We start from the raw sequence: 15,935 nt of genomic DNA, 5'->3' as shown, positions 1-15,935 counted from the left end.
TGTGCTAGAAAAGGTCGAAGGGATCGTTATTCGTACAAACAATTACGGGGAAACGCACAAAATTGTTACCTTATTTTCAAGAGAAAAAGGGAAAATAGCTGTGATGGCTCGAGGTGCAAAAAAGCCGAAAAGTAAAATGATAGCTATTACACAACCATTTGTATATGGGAATTATTTGATACAAATTGGGTCTAATATGGGGACGCTTCATCAAGGAGAAATTGTACAATCCTTTCGTCCTATTCGAGAAGATATTGAAAAGTCTGCTTACGCTTCTTATGTCTCAGAATTGACCAATAAGTTAACGGAACAAAATGAACGAGATCCATTCTTATTTGAACAATTACTGCAAACATTGAAATTCATGTCTGAAGATAAAGATCTCGATATATTGCTATACATGTACGAATTAAAGATGTACAAAAAGGGCGGATTTGCACCACAATTGATGCAATGTGTCCATTGTGGACGTGTAAATGGACCATTTGCTTTCTCTGTTTTAGAAGGTGGTATTCTATGCCCAGTATGCAAGTATCATGATCCTGAGGCCCAATCATTAACAGACACCATACTCAAGTTGTTACGAATGTGTTTGTTACTAGATGTAACAAGAGTTGGTAACATACAAGTGAAGCCGCAAAATAAACAGCGGATTCGAATGTTGTTAGATGTGTATTATGACCAATATGGTGGATATGAAATGAAGTCAAAAAAATTTTTAAGTCAGTTAGATTTGCTCAAAGGAAAGTAGACGATGTTTCCGGCCCTTTTCGTTCTTATTAAATGAGAAGGGCTGGGGCTTTTTCTTTTTAGACTAGTTGAGCACGCATTTCTATAGTATGCTATCATGCTTTCATTCATGCCTTAAATAGTATATAATATTTTCAACTAGTATGTCACATATAGTGAGGGTGTTTAACATATGGATCTAACGAAACGTCAGCATCAAATTATCGATATAGTAAAAGAGAATGGGCCGATTACAGGGGAAAGTATCGCTGATCGTTTAAGTTTAACTAGAGCAACATTAAGGCCCGATTTGGCGATTTTAACGATGGCTGGATTTCTAGACGCAAGGCCCCGAGTTGGATATTTTTATACAGGAAAAACAGGTTCAGAGCTGTTGACGGAGAAATTAAAACAATTTACTGTGCATGACTTTCAATCCATTCCTGTTGTAGTGAATGAAGATGTGTCTGTTTACGATGCAATTTGCACCATGTTTCTTGAAGATATCGGGACGTTATTCGTTGTAAATAACGATGCGAATTTATCCGGCGTGCTTTCTCGGAAAGATTTATTAAGAGCAAGTATTGGTAAACAAGATTTACGCGAAATTCCCGTACATATTATCATGACTCGTATGCCAAATGTTACAATGTGTTATAAAGACGATTTATTATTAGAAGCTGCTCAGTCATTAATTGAACGACAAATTGATGCATTGCCAGTAGTGAAAGAGGTTGAATCAGGATTTGAAGTTATTGGTAGGCTTACGAAAACGAACGTAACCAAAGCACTAGTTGAATTAGGAAGAGATCAAAGGTTGTAATGAGAAGAATAGGGGGTATCGTTATGAGCAAACCAATCGTCTATGTAGTATCCGATTCTGTTGGAGAAACAGCAGAGCTTGTAGTAAAAGCATCCATCAGCCAGTTCAGTAATAGCAATTTCGAAATACACCGAATTCCGTATATTGAAGATAAGCAAATGCTAACAGAAGCTGTACTGCAAGCGAAAGAGCATCGAGCTTTAATAGGTTTTACGATTGTTAAGCCTGATTTAAGAGCGCATTTAAGTAAAGAAGCAGCACTACACAACGTGCCTGCTATTGATATCGTCGGTCCAATGATTGACGAAATGGAGAAATTATACAATAAAAAACCTCGCCTTGAGCCAGGGTTAGTGCATAAATTAGATGAAGATTATTTTAAACGCGTAGAAGCTATCGAATTCGCGGTTAAATATGATGATGGTCGTGATCCGAGAGGTATTTTAAAAGCGGATATTGTATTAATTGGTGTATCGCGAACGTCCAAAACACCTCTTTCTCAATATTTAGCTCATAAACGTTTGAAGGTGGCTAACGTTCCCATTGTTCCAGAGGTAGACCCACCAGAGGAGCTGTACACAGTCGATCCGAAAAAATGTATCGGATTGAAAATTAGCGCCGAAAAACTAAATGATATTCGTAAAGAACGTCTTAAAGCACTTGGATTAGATGATCAGGCGACTTATGCGAAAATGGAACGGATTAAACAAGAGTTAAATCACTTTCATCAAATCGTAAATCGCATTAATTGTGAAGTAATTGATGTATCGAATAAAGCGGTAGAAGAAACAGCTAACACCATTTTAAGTTTGAAACGAAAGAAAAAATAGCGAAAGCACAGGTGTCCTTTACCTGTGTTTCTCTTTTTGTGTGATATCAATTTCAACATTGCTGCATGTAATTGAATTTCCGAGCGAATGTATTAAAATTGTTCAATTATTTGTAAGTCAAAGACGTATTTTGTACGGATTAAATCAAAAAAATCATGGTAATTTGCACTTTTTTGTATTATAATTATATTTTGTGAAAAAATGTTTATAGTTCAAGTTATGCTGTAGATTACAGAACTATTTCGTTTTGTAGGTAAATAGTAGTTATCAGAAAGTTTAAACTTGTAATGAGAAGAAGGAATCCGTTATGCGATGTAGAATGTTATGTGTAGAGTATATCTCTAAATCTGACACATTTCGTCGATTCTATTCGTGGGAATAGACTTAGAAGTGAAAGAAGGATGGTTTATAGAATGTTTATTGTTCCAGGCGGATAGGGAATATTCATATCATATTCTTTTTTTAAAGATGCCTTGATGACAAATTACTTATGTGTCGTCAAGGGTGCTGGATTCTTTCTCTCAAATGTTCGGCAAAACAAAAAGAATGAAAATTGTCGAAACATGCAGGAATTTAGTCTTTCATAATAGAATAAACTAAAAAACATGGTGATAGGTATGTCAACTCGTATTCCAGAACAGGTAGTTGAAGACATTAGAAATGCCAATGATATTGTTGATGTCGTCGGTCAATATGTTCAACTAACGAAGAAGAGCCGCAACTATTTTGGATTATGTCCTTTTCATAATGAGAAGACACCTTCTTTTTCTGTTTCTCCAGATAAACAAATTTTTCATTGTTTTGGTTGTGGAAAAGGTGGTAATGTTTTTACATTTATTCGTGAAATTGAAGGGCTTTCCTTCCAAGAGTCTGTTCGTTTGTTGGGAGAGAAAAGTGGTCATCAGCTACCAGATGTGGCAAGTCAACAAAATGGCTCAACAACAAATCCAGAATTGCAAAATGTGTTAGAAGCTCATAATTGGTTAACTAAATTATACCATCATTTGCTCCGGCACACAAAAGAAGGGAAGGATGGTTACGAGCTTTTACTAAAACGAGGGGTAACGGAAGAAATCATTGATACATTTCAGTTAGGGTTTGCGCCTAACTCTAATGATTTCACGAAGAAATTTTTGGAGAACAAAGGATTTCACCCACAATCCATGGTGAAAGGTGGTTTACTTTCTTATAGCGAAAATGGTCTGTATCATGATCGTTTTCGAGGAAGGGTAATTTTTCCTATACGTAACCACCAAGGGAAAACAGTTGCATTTGCAGGACGAAGTATAAATGGGAAGGATCCTAAATATTTAAACAGTCCTGAAACTGATTTGTTCCAAAAGGGGAAGCTCTTGTACAACTTCGACTTAGCTCGATCAGAGATTAGAAAGCTAGGAGAAGTTGTTTTGTTTGAAGGACAAATGGATGTTATTGCAGCTTATCAAGCGGGTATAAAGCATGGGATTGCAACGCTAGGTACTGCTATTACAGATAATCAAGCCAAGTTAATACGTCGTTATGTCGAACGTGTAATTATTTGTTATGATTCCGATGATGCTGGTATAGAAGCTTCATTTAAAGCGTCCCAACTCTTAAAGAAATCGGGTTGTGAAGTAAGAGTCGCTTCCATGAAGGATGGCCTTGATCCTGATGATTATATACGAACATATAGTGGGGAGGCTTTTCGGAAAGAAGTGCTAGATGCGAGTGCCACATATATGGGTTTTATCATGCAATACTTCAAGCGTGGATATAACTTAAACAATGAAGGAGATCAATTAGCTTATATCGAAAAGGTATTAGATGAAATCTCTAAGATGGATAAACCGCTTGAGCGAGAGTTCTACATCAAGGAATTAGCAACGGAGCATGACCTTTCTTATGAGTCATTAGAGAAAGAAATCATAGACCGGAGAAAAAAGCAAGGGTTTGGGAAGGATAATAACGTACACAATACCTATACTATTAATAAAAAGCCAATGCAAAAGAAAGCAAAGCTTCTGCCAGCTTTTCACAACGCTGAGCGTCATTTAATTCATCATATGATGTTGAACGATGCCATAGCGGATAAAGTGCAAGAGCAGCTTGGCGGGGCGTTTAACCTTGCAGAGCATCAAGTAATTGTTACGTATTTATACGCCTTTTATGAAGAGGGACATTCCGCTAATCCAAGTCATTTCATTGAACAAATACCTGACTTAAGTATTCAAAACCTCGTATCGGAAATAGCTATGTTGAAATTGCAACAAGATATAAGTGATGAAGAAATTCAAGATTATATCACTAGCATCCAGCAGAAGAAGAAGCAAGAATCAATTTCTTCCTTACAAGCAGAACAAAGAGAAGCAGAGAGACGACAAGATCATATCCGTGCAGCGCAAATTGCAATGCAAATAATAGAAATGAACAAAGCGTATCGATGAAAAAAATATTTAAGAAGGAAGTTTAGAAGGAGGGGGACTCATGGCACAGAAGCCATCTAATTCTAAATCAACTGAAAATGAGCTAACCCTAGAACAGGCAAAAGAACAGGTGCTTGAGTTAGGGAAAAAACGCGGAATTTTAGCATATGAAGAAGTAGCGGAGCGTTTATCGAATTATGAATTAGACTCTGAAGCAATGGACGAATTTTATGAATTTCTAGGTGATCAAGGAATTGAAGTTGTTGGAGACTCAGAAGCAGACCCGAGTGTGCAACAACTTAATAAAGAAGAAGAATTTGATTTAAACGATTTAAGTGTTCCCCCAGGAGTGAAAATTAATGACCCTGTGCGAATGTATTTAAAAGAAATCGGTCGTGTGGATTTATTGTCCGCAGAAGAAGAAATAAATTTAGCTCAACGAATTGAAGAAGGTGACGAGGAAGCGAAGCGTCGTCTTGCAGAAGCAAACTTACGTCTCGTTGTAAGTATTGCGAAGCGTTATGTTGGCCGTGGAATGCTATTTTTGGATTTAATTCAAGAAGGTAACATGGGTCTAATTAAAGCAGTAGAGAAATTCGATTATCGTAAAGGGTACAAATTTAGTACGTATGCGACTTGGTGGATTCGCCAAGCAATCACTCGTGCAATTGCCGATCAGGCTAGAACCATACGTATTCCCGTACACATGGTTGAAACGATTAACAAATTAATTCGTGTACAACGCCAATTACTACAAGACCTTGGACGTGAGCCAACACCGGAAGAAATTGCAGAGGATATGGAATTAACACCAGAGAAAGTCCGTGAAATTCTTAAAATTGCTCAAGAGCCTGTATCCCTAGAAACACCAATAGGGGAAGAGGACGATTCTCATCTAGGTGATTTTATTGAAGATCAAGAAGCTACTTCGCCATCTGATCATGCGGCTTATGAACTATTGAAAGAACAGTTAGAAGATGTGCTAGACACATTAACTGATCGAGAAGAGAATGTATTACGACTACGCTTTGGTTTAGATGATGGGCGAACACGTACTTTGGAAGAAGTTGGTAAAGTATTTGGTGTAACGAGAGAACGTATTCGCCAAATAGAAGCGAAAGCTCTTCGTAAATTACGTCATCCAAGTCGAAGTAAGCGATTGAAAGACTTTTTAGATTAAGGATAAGTGCAGTCATTAAATGGAGTAAAATCAATCATTTAATGGCTGACACTTTATAATAGGCTAAATCGCTTTTTCGTTGAGGTGAATGGATGGACCGTAATCGAAAAAATATAATTATAGACGAAATACATTATTGGAAATCGAATCATCTGTTACCAGAAGAGTATTGTAACTTTTTGTTAGCCCTTTATACAGAAGGAGAAGCATCAGAGGAAGATTATTCTCCATCATCAAGGACTTCTTCATCTATATGGCAATCTCTTTTCGTTGCTCTAATCATTCTTTTGGTACCGGTATCATTTCTTGTCATATATTTTACTAATCTCCATTCCTTAATGCAAATGGGGATTATAACCATTTTTTTGTGTGTAGCATTTGCTTGTATTTTTTATTATAAAAATAAAACTTCTATTTATATCCATGCAGCTTATCTTGTCTTTTTTCTAATTTTACTGTTGCTAACGGTTTATGGAGCAAGTTTGTTGCCCTTTACATTTTGGCTTGTACAAGGTATGGTTGTATTGAATTGTGCTTTGTGGATTTACATCGGATACACGAAACAACTCGTATATTTAAAAGTTTCAGGAATCATTGGCCTTACTTTATGGGTGGCTAATATCTTTTTTAACTTTTCAATCGTTTAAGTCTTTTCTAATGCAGCGTTTTCAAGTAAAATAATAGTAGTTTGTCTTTTTATATTTTTAGACAATTAAGGGGATTACATAAGGAGGAAAATGGCATGAAACGAAACCCAGTCATACCATACGTAATGATAGCGGTAATAGGAATTACAATGATGATTATTGTTTCATTTGTCGCTTTAAACCAAGCGGAGAAAGCGGAAGAGGCAAAAGAAAATGGTGGAGAGCAGCAACAGGAAGAGGGCGCATCAAGCGGCGATCCTGAAGAAATCTTTCAACAAAACTGTGCTTCTTGTCACGGTAGCGATCTTTCCGGTGGAGCAGGCCCTCCCTTAAAAGGTGTTGGTAGCAAGCTTTCTGAAGAAGACATTGCTAACGTTATTCAAAACGGTCAAGGCACGATGCCACCAGGTTTAATTAGTGGTGAAGAAAAAGACTCTGTATCCAAATGGTTATCAGAACAATAAACGTCTCGTAAAGTCTTCCTGAGAAAGAAAGGGAAGACTTTTTTTATGGAGTGTTTATCAAGTACAATAGTAGAAACAAAAGTAAAGTGGTGATATGAAATGAATAGTTTACACTTATCAAAACGATTGCAAGTAGTAGCTTCTTATTTACCGAACAGTGCCCAGTTTGCTGATATTGGCTCGGATCATGCTTACTTGCCTTGTTATGTTTGTTTGCAGGATACTAGAGCACGTGCAATAGCTGGAGAAGTGAATGAGGGTCCTTATCAATCAGCCATTCACGAAGTACAACAACAAGGATTGCAAGCACGCATTGATGTACGAAAAGGAGATGGCCTACAAGTCATTAAGGAAAATGAAGTAGAGCAACTAACGATAGCAGGTATGGGAGCAACACTTATTGCTAGCATTTTAGAAGCGGGAAAGCATAAATTAGAACGAGTGTCACGCTTAATTGTCCAGCCTAATATTAATGCCATCGCCTTAAGGGAATGGTTTGTACATAACGATTATGTATTAGTAGCGGAAGAGATTGTCGAAGAAGATGGGCACTTTTATGAAATATTAGTAGCAGATAGACAAGGAGCTGATCAGCCCTATACAGAAGCAGAGAAGGACAAAGAGATGTATTTAGGTCCATTTCTTATGAAGCAACGCTCGAAAGCTTTTATTCGAAAATGGGAAGCGGAGGCGATGAAACTGCGGCGCGTAATAAGGTCTATACAACAAGCAGATCAAATCGATGAAGGGAAATTGAAGCGGTTCGAGCAGCAATTAAACTGGATAGAGGAGGCTATTCAAGGTGAAGCATAAAGTAGCAACTGGACAAAACATTATTCAATGGTTCGAACAACTGTCTCCAAAGCATTTAGCGATGGATAAGGACCCTATTGGTTTGCATGTCGGTACGTTAAATAAAAAAGTGCATAAGGTTATGATAACATTAGATGTATTAGAAAATGTGGTAGATGAAGCGATTGAAAAAGAAGTTGATTTAATTATTGCCCATCATCCTTTATTGTTCCGTCCGTTAACACAAGTAAATCCAGATACAGAAAAAGGGCGGATTGTTCAAAAGTTAATTAAGCACGATATTACCGTTTATGCGGCTCATACGAATTTGGATGTGGCAGAAGGTGGTGTCAATGATGCACTTTGTGAAGCGCTAGGCGTGCAACCTGAAGAAATTCTTGTACAAACAAAAGAAGAGAAGCTGTACAAGTTAGCTGTTTATGTTCCAGTTTCCCATGCTGATGAGCTTAGAGAAGCGTTAGGCAATGCTGGAGCGGGTCACATAGGGGATTATAGTCATTGTACATTCCATACAACAGGGACAGGTTGTTTTAAGCCACAAGAAGGTACGAATCCGTATATTGGCATGCAAGGTGAATTAGAGCAAGTAGAAGAAGTGAAGTTAGAAACCATTGTTCCTAAACAACTGCTTTCTTCTGTGTTAAAAACGATGGAACAAGCGCATCCGTATGAAGAAGTGGCATATGATATATATCCTTTAGAAAATAAAGGGGCGAAGAAAGGGCTCGGTCGAATTGGAAGACTGAAGCAGCCAATGACACTACGTGATTTCGCGCAGCATGTGAAAATGTCTTACGATGTGCCTGCATTACGCGTTGTTGGTGATTTAGATAAGAAAGTAGAACGCATAGCGGTGCTTGGAGGAGACGGTAATAAATATATCCACCATGCAAAGCGAGCAGGAGCAGACGTGTTGATTACAGGGGATTTATACTTTCATGTTGCACATGATGCAATGGGAATAGGGTTAAATGTCATTGACCCAGGCCATCACGTGGAGAAAGTGATGAAACAAGTCGTCCATGATTATTTGCAACAAGCATGTAACGAAAACAATGTGAAAACGGAAGTCATCGTATCGGAAGCAAATACGGAACCATTTCAGTTTTTATAGGAGATAGAAAAGCAGGTGTCTTTATGGAGGACACCTGCTTTTTCAATTATTTATTATGCTTTTTTCGTTTTTACTTTCGGTAGTATTTTACGTTGTTCCACTTTGGATGTAAGATCCCATGTTGCTTCATCGCTCGGATCATAGTTTTCAATAAATTTAATTACTTCTTTTACTAAAGGAGTGGGTGTAGAGGCACCAGCTGTAATGGCAACTGTTTTCACACCGTCTAGCCATTCTAGTTTAATTTCTGACACATCAGCTATTCGATATGCTTTCGTGCCTGCTTTTTCTTCAGAAACTTGTTGTAATCGGCAAGAGTTGTTACTGCGAGGGTCACCAACGACTAATGTTAAGTCAGCCTCCCCTGCTTGTTCTGCCACAGCTTCTTGTCGTACTTGTGTTGCCATACAAATTTCTTGATGGATTTCTGTTTGTGGATATTTCTCTTTTACCAGTTGCATAATATCATATACATCCCATTGGCTCATCGTTGTTTGGTTAGTTACTAATATTTTTTCGGATGTAATGTTTAATTGTTCAATGTCCTCTTCGGTTTGAATGAGATGAACGTGATCTGGTGCGACACCAACAGCACCTTCAGGCTCAGGGTGTCCTTTCTTTCCAATATATACAATTTCATATCCTTTATTGGTCATTTCGCGAATTAAAGTGTGTGTGCTTGTAACATCAGGGCAGGTAGCATCTAACACAGTTAACCCTTTATCTTCTGCGCGTTTCTTAACTTCAGGAGAAACGCCGTGAGCTGTAAAAATGACAGTGCCTTCCTCAATATCTTCTAACAAGTCTAGTCTGTTTTTGCCATCTAACGTTATTACACCTTCGCTTTCGAAAGCCTCGGTTACATGACGGTTATGAACAATCATACCTAATATATATAATGGGCGAGGTAAGTTAGGATCCTTAGAGGCATTCCGAGCGATGACCATTGCATCGACTACACCATAACAATACCCTCTAGGAGCAATTTTAATGACTTCCATTTATTGGTCCCCTCTCTCTATATCCTCGAGTTTTAGTTGAGATAAACGTTTCTCTAACCTATTATATAGGGAAATACGATATAATACAAAACATGTAGTTAAAAATAACGGGAAAGATAGATTAATGAGACAATCTTTACTATAATGTATTAGCGATATGCAAAATAAAGGAGTAAGTACTATGGCAAAATATAGCTTTCAATCATTTGCCCTTTCGCAAGTGACACAGAATATTATTTCAAAATTACAGTTTCATCAGCCAACGCCAATTCAACGTAAAGTAATTCCAGCAGTATTACGAGGAGAAAGTTTAATTGGACAAGCCCACACTGGATCAGGAAAAACCCATTCTTATTTAATCCCATTATTCAATAAAATTGATGAAGCAAAGAAAGAAGTACAAGTTATTGTTACAGCCCCTACTCGGGAGTTAGCGATTCAAATTCATGAGGAAGTCCGTAAAATGGTGCAATTTTCAGGCAAAGAAAAAGACTGGAAAGCGATGCTCATGATAGGCGGTACAGACAAGCAGAAAACCATCGATAAACTAAAAGAACAACCCCAGATTGTGATTGGAACACCTGGTCGTATATTAGACTTAATGAAAGAAGGAGCTCTAGACGGTCATACGGCCAAATCTTTTGTCGTTGACGAAGCGGATCTGATGTTAGATTTAGGCTTTATACAAGAGGTTGATCAAATTTTAGTAAGAATGGACCAACAAGTGCAGTTACTCGTTTTCTCAGCAACGATTCCAGACAAGCTACGTCCATTTTTGAAAAAGTATTTAGAGAATCCAACCTTTATCGTTGCGGATGAGAATAAGCCTTCCCCAGAAAAAATGGAACATAAGCTTATTCCACTTCGTCATCGTAAGAAAGCAGATATGATCATTCAAGTCTCTCATATCATTAAGCCTTATTTAGCTATCATCTTCGCCAATCGTAAAGAACGAGCTGATGAATTGCATCAAGAATTAAATAGTAAAGGGTTAGAAGCTGGCATTTTGCACGGAGGATTAACGCCACGTGAGCGAAAACGGATGTTAAAGGATATTAAAAGCCTTCGTTACCAATACATTGTTGCTACGGATTTAGCTGCTCGTGGTATAGATATTCCAGGTGTCAGTCATGTTATAAACGCAGATTTACCTAAGGAAGAAGAATTTTATATTCATCGAGTCGGCAGAACAGCTCGTGCTGGATTAGAAGGAACAGCAATCAATCTTTACACAGATGAAGATGAACAGCTCATTGCCAGGTTAGAGAAAAAAGGTTTACCTTTTGAACAATGTGATATCAAAAACGGTCATTTTATCCCTTTGAAAGATTGGAACGAACGATCTAGTCGTAAGCGTCCCGAAAGTGAATTAGATAAAGAAGCATGGAAGCAAGTTCGTAAACCAAAAAAGGTTAAGCCAGGTTATAAAAAGAAAATGAATAAGCAAGCAGAGTCCATTAAGAAGAAAATGAAACGTAAAAATTATAAAGGAAGAAAATAACAGAGCAAAAGGTTTTCAGCCAATAAAAAGCCGAACTATTATTTAGAACTCTCATTTAGAGATTCTTGATAGTTCGGTTTTATTGTTCTTCATAATGTGTTCTAGCCTCATGCTTACGAATTATACACGTAGCAGCATTTCAGAGCGCCAATCAGTAAATGTTTGGTTGTGAAAGTTATCAATTTCAAATTGGTACGGAGGTTTTTTGTTCTTTTTGTCCTCACCGACGTAAGGTGTTTCTAACACTTTCGGAATGTGTTGCAATTGTGGATGATGAACTATAGCGTTTAATGTGTCAAAGCCGATATAGCCATACCCAATATTTTCATGGCGGTCTTTTCTCGCTCCTCGTTCATTTTTACTATCGTTAATATGAAGTACTTTAAGGCGATCGAGCCCGATTGTTTTATCAAAATGATTCAATACGCCATCAAGGTCGTGAACAATATCATAGCCGGCATCATGAACGTGGCACGTGTCCAGACAGACAGACAACTTCTCGTTATCTGTGACACCATCTATAATCGTTGCTAGCTCTTCGAAAGTTTTTCCTAATTCACTACCTTTGCCTGCCATAGTTTCAAGTGCAATTTGACATGGCGTGTTCGGTTTATTTGCAAATACTTCATTTAAACCTTTAATGATTTGTTGTAGGCCAACTTCTTCTCCTTGACTCACGTGAGAGCCAGGGTGTAAAACGATTTGCTTCGCCTTTTCAATTGCTTCAACACGCTCGATTTCATTCGTAAGGAAATCAACGCCCAGTTCAAATACATGGGGCTTTATTGTGTTGCCTATATTAATAATATAGGCGGAATGGACAATGATTTCTTCAATTTGATGCTTGTCCATGTGTGCTAATCCAGCAGCTATATTTAAATCCTCTATTGGTTTGCGTCTCGTGTTTTGCGGTGCACCAGTATAAATCATAAATGTATTTGCTCCATAGGATACGGCTTCTTCACTTGCTCCTTCAAGCATTTTCTTACCGCTCATGGAAACGTGTGATCCTAAAGTTATCAAGTTGTACACTCCTTTTTACTCCCTTTAATGTATGCTTATCATACTATAAGAAAATTTGCGAAGAAGGTCAACTAATAAGGTTAACCCAGCGTATAGCCTGGGGTTAAAACCAATGAGACAGTCCTTTATCTTGTATAATTTGTTGGAATATACGGTAAGCTTTCTGGGCCGTTTTAGGGTTAGTAATTTGCGCTAATTTTTTTAAAGCTTGCATGCGATCTTTTTCTTCTAATGGATTTAATTCTGTTTGATGTAAATACGCTGCAATTTGTTTGGCTTGTTCCATGGTTAAATCAATATTGTACTCATTACTAAGCGATAGCAATTCACCTGGTGTAATGCTTTTCATTTTTTGATAAATGACTTGTTTAATCATCCTCTTCATGCCAATCATTCCTTTCACATAAGTTTATATGCAATCTTATGTGCATTCTGCATAGTTTGTGCATAAATGGGGAAGTGTTGCTGGACTTAATTGTGCAATGTGGTAAAAAACACCGTGATAATCACTAGTCTTTCATCACATACTAAACGTGCATCTCTTTATAAAGGAGGAATCCTTAGTGGATAATCGTTTCAATCACGATGAACAAATAGAAGATGCTCCTAAATACGGGAATGAAAAAGTAAGTCAGTTAGAAGGTGGGCAAAATCAAGACGACACCCAGTTATATGCTGGTACTGATGATGTAGAGTTTGCCCAAGAAGCTGCCATAGAACGAAATATTGTACGTGAACCGATGGAGTCAAGCGAAAGAGAAACATCAATGGAAAGCGATGTTCAAACCGGATTTGGCTGGGTCGCTTTAGTGGTATCGATTGTTTCGTTCTTCGTTTTACCAGTAGTTATGGGGGCAGCAGGGATCATTCTTGGTTTCATTTCGAAACGAAGAGGTGCAGACACATTAGGGAATGTTGCTATTTTTGTTGGTATTGTTTCCATTGTGTTATCTTTATTCTTTGCCCCATTTGTATAAAGAAGAAATACAAAAACACGTCCAGGTTCGTAACCCTAGGACGTGTTATCTTTTGTTTAGCTATTTGCTTTGTTCGCTAAATATTCTTCTGCAATTTTGTCTACTTCTTTTTTCAATTCTTCTACCATTGTTTCTTCTGGCACTTTACGAATGATTTCTCCGTGTCTGAATAGCAATCCTTCACCGCGTGCCCCGGCGATACCAATATCTGCTTCTCTCGCTTCTCCAGGGCCGTTTACAGCACAACCTAATACCGCTACTTTGATAGGCGCTTTAATGGTTTGAATGTATTCTTCCACCTCGTTAGCAATCGATATTAAGTCAATTTCAATTCGACCACAAGTTGGACAAGAAATAAGCGTTGCAGCGTTATCTGCTAATCCGAAAGTCTTTAATAATTCACGGGCAACTTTCACTTCTTCGACGGGATCCGCACTTAAGGAAACGCGTAAAGTACTTCCAATTCCTTTACTTAAAATAGCACCTAAACCAGCAGCGCTTTTAACAGTGCCAGCAAACTGTGTACCAGCTTCGGTAATACCAAGGTGTAGTGGGTAAGAAATCACCTCAGAAGCTTTTTCATATGCTTCAATAGCTAACTTAACATCTGATGCTTTTAACGAAACGATAATGTCATGGAAATTAAGGTCTTCTAATATTTTAATGTGGTGAAGAGCGCTTTCTACCATCGCATCAGCTGTTGGGTAACCGTATTTCTCCAATAAGTGACGCTCTAGTGAACCAGCATTTACACCGATTCGAATAGGAATTCCTTTCTCTTTCGCAGCATTTACAACTGCCTCGACTTTGCGTCGTTTACCTATATTACCAGGGTTGATACGAATCTTGTCTGCGCCACCTTCAATAGCTTTTAGCGCCATCTTATAGTCAAAATGTATATCGACAACTAGTGGAATATTAATTTGACGTTTAATTTCTGCAATCGCATCAGCTGCTCGTTCGTCTGGACATGCAACACGAACAATTTGGCAACCTGCTTCTTCTAGACGATGAATTTCTTTTACTGTTGCCTCTACGTCATGTGTTTTCGTTGTTGTCATCGATTGTACAACAACTTTATTACTGCCCCCGATGACTAGGTCGCCAACTTTAACGGGACGTGTATCTTTACGATGTGTCATACTCAATTTAATCGCTCCTTTTACAATTGCGATAATGCGTTTTCTATTATAATCACCATATATATTATAAAGGTACGATGAAAAAATATGAAGTAACGAGCATTATTTTTACATATCATTTTTATTCTATCGATACACCGGAAAAAAGTAAACTTCATTTACTTGGATTTGATGGGGATCTTGATCTTTGTTTAAGGTGCGGAAATCTTCAAGCATTTGTTCATAGGTAACAGAGAGATTAGGGTGGTTTATTTGTTCTATGATGGATAAAACAGTTTGCCCTGCGTTTACCTCATGCTTCATTACATCATATCGTTCAGAAGATGAAGTATTTTTATCGAATGCTTGGCTCTTCGCATGTGGAGTACTAGAGTTCTCCTTATCTTGCTTAGGAGAGGAGTCTGGAAATGTACCAGTTGTTAAATCATTTGTTATACTAGCTATAAAGAGAAATACAACGAGAAACGTTATCATTTTTTTTAGTGTAGGATTCATATGTATACCCTCCTCTCTAATATGTATTCACACAAAAAATGAATTTTCCTGCTTTTCTTGAAACAATACTTGTTGGTGAATCGTATGTATATTAATGGCTTTATTAAAGAAAGAGGTGAGGGATATGTTTGCACTGGATGCATCTTATCTTGCTTTACTTATTACGGGATTAGGGACGCTGTTTTTATTTGGGGAACTCCTTGTCAATATGAGAGGACTATTTGGAATTTTAGGATTAGCTTTTATTTCGTTCTATTTTTTGTCAAGCGTTTCACCTTCCATGTTCGTTATTATGATTACATTGTATGTAGTTAGCCTACTACTTATTTTAATTGATGGGAAATTATTAAATGACGGTACACTAACCACCATAGGAGCCGTTACGATGTTGTTTACTGTTGGAATTGCTGCTGAAGATTGGGTGACAGGTCTTTATGGTATCAGTGGTGTTATTTTTGGTGCGCTAGGATCATTTTTATTTCTAAAAGTGTTTCCTAGAAGGAAGATGTGGTCAAAAATAGCATTGCGAGACCAGTTAACATCTGAGGAAGGATATAATTCCATGAATGAATCGTATCAGCACTTAGTCGGTAAAGAAGGCACAACATTTACAGATTTAAGACCTGTTGGAACGATCCGTATAGATGGTAATGAATATAGTGCTATTTCAAATGGACAATGGATCCAAAAAGGGGAGTCCATTGTAGTGGAATCGGTAGATGGTACTAAAATCTTAGTAAAAAAGATTGGCAAATAAGATAGAAAGAAGTATAAATTAACACCCAGTTAACAAT

The 15,935-nt window shown here is 37.6% G+C and carries 17 protein-coding genes; 12 read left to right on the top strand and 5 right to left on the bottom strand.

The features are described from left to right. The first annotated feature begins 1 nt into the window (after position 1). The 9 genes from recO to N784_RS00750 all read left to right on the top strand — a co-directional run bounded on the left by recO (position 2) and on the right by N784_RS00750 (position 9,002). Complete coding sequence (gene recO, locus N784_RS00790; protein WP_036830996.1) at positions 2-751, top strand: DNA repair protein RecO; 750 nt, start codon at positions 2-4, stop codon at positions 749-751. 171 nt (positions 752-922) lie between these two features. After that, positions 923-1,552 (top strand): helix-turn-helix transcriptional regulator, encoded by a 630-nt coding sequence (locus N784_RS00785; protein ID WP_036830994.1) that lies wholly within the window; start codon positions 923-925, stop codon positions 1,550-1,552. Positions 1,553-1,575: 23 nt separating this feature from the next. Beyond that, a complete protein-coding gene (locus N784_RS00780; protein ID WP_036830992.1) occupies positions 1,576-2,382 on the top strand; it encodes a pyruvate, water dikinase regulatory protein in 807 nt (268 codons plus the stop codon). Between the two features lie 617 nt (positions 2,383-2,999). Continuing rightward, positions 3,000-4,805: a DNA primase gene (dnaG, locus tag N784_RS00775; protein WP_036830990.1), complete on the top strand. Its 1,806-nt coding sequence runs from the start codon at positions 3,000-3,002 to the stop codon at positions 4,803-4,805. A 40-nt stretch (positions 4,806-4,845) separates the two neighbouring features. Next, positions 4,846-5,964 (top strand): RNA polymerase sigma factor RpoD, encoded by a 1,119-nt coding sequence (gene rpoD / locus N784_RS00770; RefSeq protein ID WP_036830989.1) that lies wholly within the window; start codon positions 4,846-4,848, stop codon positions 5,962-5,964. Between the two features lie 92 nt (positions 5,965-6,056). Next, positions 6,057-6,611 (top strand): hypothetical protein, encoded by a 555-nt coding sequence (locus tag N784_RS00765; protein WP_036830988.1) that lies wholly within the window; start codon positions 6,057-6,059, stop codon positions 6,609-6,611. 95 nt (positions 6,612-6,706) lie between these two features. Further along, positions 6,707-7,075 carry a cytochrome c550 gene (cccA, locus tag N784_RS00760; protein WP_036830986.1) on the top strand — a complete coding sequence of 123 codons (369 nt, stop codon included), beginning with the start codon at positions 6,707-6,709 and terminating at the stop codon, positions 7,073-7,075. Positions 7,076-7,174: 99 nt separating this feature from the next. After that, complete coding sequence (locus N784_RS00755; protein ID WP_036830984.1) at positions 7,175-7,888, top strand: tRNA (adenine(22)-N(1))-methyltransferase; 714 nt, start codon at positions 7,175-7,177, stop codon at positions 7,886-7,888. After that, the gene (locus N784_RS00750) at positions 7,878-9,002 is read left to right on the top strand and encodes a Nif3-like dinuclear metal center hexameric protein (protein ID WP_036830982.1); all 1,125 of its coding nucleotides are present in this window, start codon (positions 7,878-7,880) and stop codon (positions 9,000-9,002) included. The genes N784_RS00755 and N784_RS00750 overlap by 11 nt, the downstream gene beginning before the upstream one ends. A 53-nt stretch (positions 9,003-9,055) precedes the next feature. Here the strand turns inward: N784_RS00750 and N784_RS00745 are convergent, their stop codons facing one another. After that, complete coding sequence (locus N784_RS00745) at positions 9,056-10,003, bottom strand: 4-hydroxy-3-methylbut-2-enyl diphosphate reductase (RefSeq protein WP_036830980.1); 948 nt, start codon at positions 10,001-10,003, stop codon at positions 9,056-9,058. 181 nt (positions 10,004-10,184) lie between these two features. Between N784_RS00745 and N784_RS00740 the strand changes: the two genes are divergently transcribed. Beyond that, positions 10,185-11,504, top strand: coding sequence for a DEAD/DEAH box helicase (locus N784_RS00740; protein ID WP_036830972.1), 1,320 nt, complete (start codon positions 10,185-10,187; stop codon positions 11,502-11,504). Positions 11,505-11,624: 120 nt separating this feature from the next. Here the strand turns inward: N784_RS00740 and N784_RS00735 are convergent, their stop codons facing one another. Further along, positions 11,625-12,527: a deoxyribonuclease IV gene (locus tag N784_RS00735; protein WP_036830970.1), complete on the bottom strand. Its 903-nt coding sequence runs from the start codon at positions 12,525-12,527 to the stop codon at positions 11,625-11,627. Between the two features lie 103 nt (positions 12,528-12,630). After that, a complete protein-coding gene (locus N784_RS00730; protein ID WP_036830968.1) occupies positions 12,631-12,912 on the bottom strand; it encodes a DUF2624 family protein in 282 nt (93 codons plus the stop codon). A gap of 178 nt (positions 12,913-13,090) precedes the next feature. Between N784_RS00730 and N784_RS00725 the strand changes: the two genes are divergently transcribed. Continuing rightward, entirely contained in the window at positions 13,091-13,504 is a 414-nt protein-coding gene (locus tag N784_RS00725) for a DUF4190 domain-containing protein (protein WP_036830966.1), read from the top strand. A gap of 56 nt (positions 13,505-13,560) precedes the next feature. On the opposite strand, the gene ispG is transcribed toward N784_RS00725, so the two are convergent. Further along, complete coding sequence (gene ispG / locus N784_RS00720; protein WP_408633500.1) at positions 13,561-14,652, bottom strand: flavodoxin-dependent (E)-4-hydroxy-3-methylbut-2-enyl-diphosphate synthase; 1,092 nt, start codon at positions 14,650-14,652, stop codon at positions 13,561-13,563. A 120-nt stretch (positions 14,653-14,772) separates the two neighbouring features. Continuing rightward, on the bottom strand, positions 14,773-15,141 hold the full coding sequence (locus N784_RS00715; RefSeq protein ID WP_036830963.1) for a hypothetical protein: 369 nt from the start codon (positions 15,139-15,141) through the stop codon (positions 14,773-14,775). A 124-nt stretch (positions 15,142-15,265) separates the two neighbouring features. Here N784_RS00715 and N784_RS00710 point away from each other — a divergent pair, with 124 nt between their 5' ends. Then, complete coding sequence (locus N784_RS00710; RefSeq protein WP_036830961.1) at positions 15,266-15,898, top strand: NfeD family protein; 633 nt, start codon at positions 15,266-15,268, stop codon at positions 15,896-15,898. Positions 15,899-15,935 lie beyond the last annotated feature (37 nt).

Source organism: Pontibacillus litoralis JSM 072002, from assembly GCF_000775615.1.
Classification (GTDB): domain Bacteria; phylum Bacillota; class Bacilli; order Bacillales; family BH030062; genus Pontibacillus; species Pontibacillus litoralis.
The sequence above is the reverse complement of the archived record's forward strand: the minus strand, read 5'-3'. Positions and strand labels throughout refer to the sequence as shown.

What these genes read in the sequence shown, in the direction of transcription:
- N784_RS00785 (WP_036830994.1), top strand. Translation starts at nt 923, where the DNA reads ATGGATCTAACGAAACGTCAGCATCAAATTATCGATATAGTAAAAGAG.
- N784_RS00780 (WP_036830992.1), top strand. Translation starts at nt 1,576, where the DNA reads ATGAGCAAACCAATCGTCTATGTAGTATCCGATTCTGTTGGAGAAACA.
- dnaG (WP_036830990.1), top strand. Translation starts at nt 3,000, where the DNA reads ATGTCAACTCGTATTCCAGAACAGGTAGTTGAAGACATTAGAAATGCC.
- rpoD (WP_036830989.1), top strand. Translation starts at nt 4,846, where the DNA reads ATGGCACAGAAGCCATCTAATTCTAAATCAACTGAAAATGAGCTAACC.
- N784_RS00765 (WP_036830988.1), top strand. Translation starts at nt 6,057, where the DNA reads ATGGACCGTAATCGAAAAAATATAATTATAGACGAAATACATTATTGG.
- cccA (WP_036830986.1), top strand. Translation starts at nt 6,707, where the DNA reads ATGAAACGAAACCCAGTCATACCATACGTAATGATAGCGGTAATAGGA.
- N784_RS00755 (WP_036830984.1), top strand. Translation starts at nt 7,175, where the DNA reads ATGAATAGTTTACACTTATCAAAACGATTGCAAGTAGTAGCTTCTTAT.
- N784_RS00745 (WP_036830980.1), bottom strand. Translation starts at nt 10,003, where the DNA reads ATGGAAGTCATTAAAATTGCTCCTAGAGGGTATTGTTATGGTGTAGTC.
- N784_RS00740 (WP_036830972.1), top strand. Translation starts at nt 10,185, where the DNA reads ATGGCAAAATATAGCTTTCAATCATTTGCCCTTTCGCAAGTGACACAG.
- N784_RS00730 (WP_036830968.1), bottom strand. Translation starts at nt 12,912, where the DNA reads ATGAAGAGGATGATTAAACAAGTCATTTATCAAAAAATGAAAAGCATT.
- N784_RS00715 (WP_036830963.1), bottom strand. Translation starts at nt 15,141, where the DNA reads ATGAATCCTACACTAAAAAAAATGATAACGTTTCTCGTTGTATTTCTC.
- N784_RS00710 (WP_036830961.1), top strand. Translation starts at nt 15,266, where the DNA reads ATGTTTGCACTGGATGCATCTTATCTTGCTTTACTTATTACGGGATTA.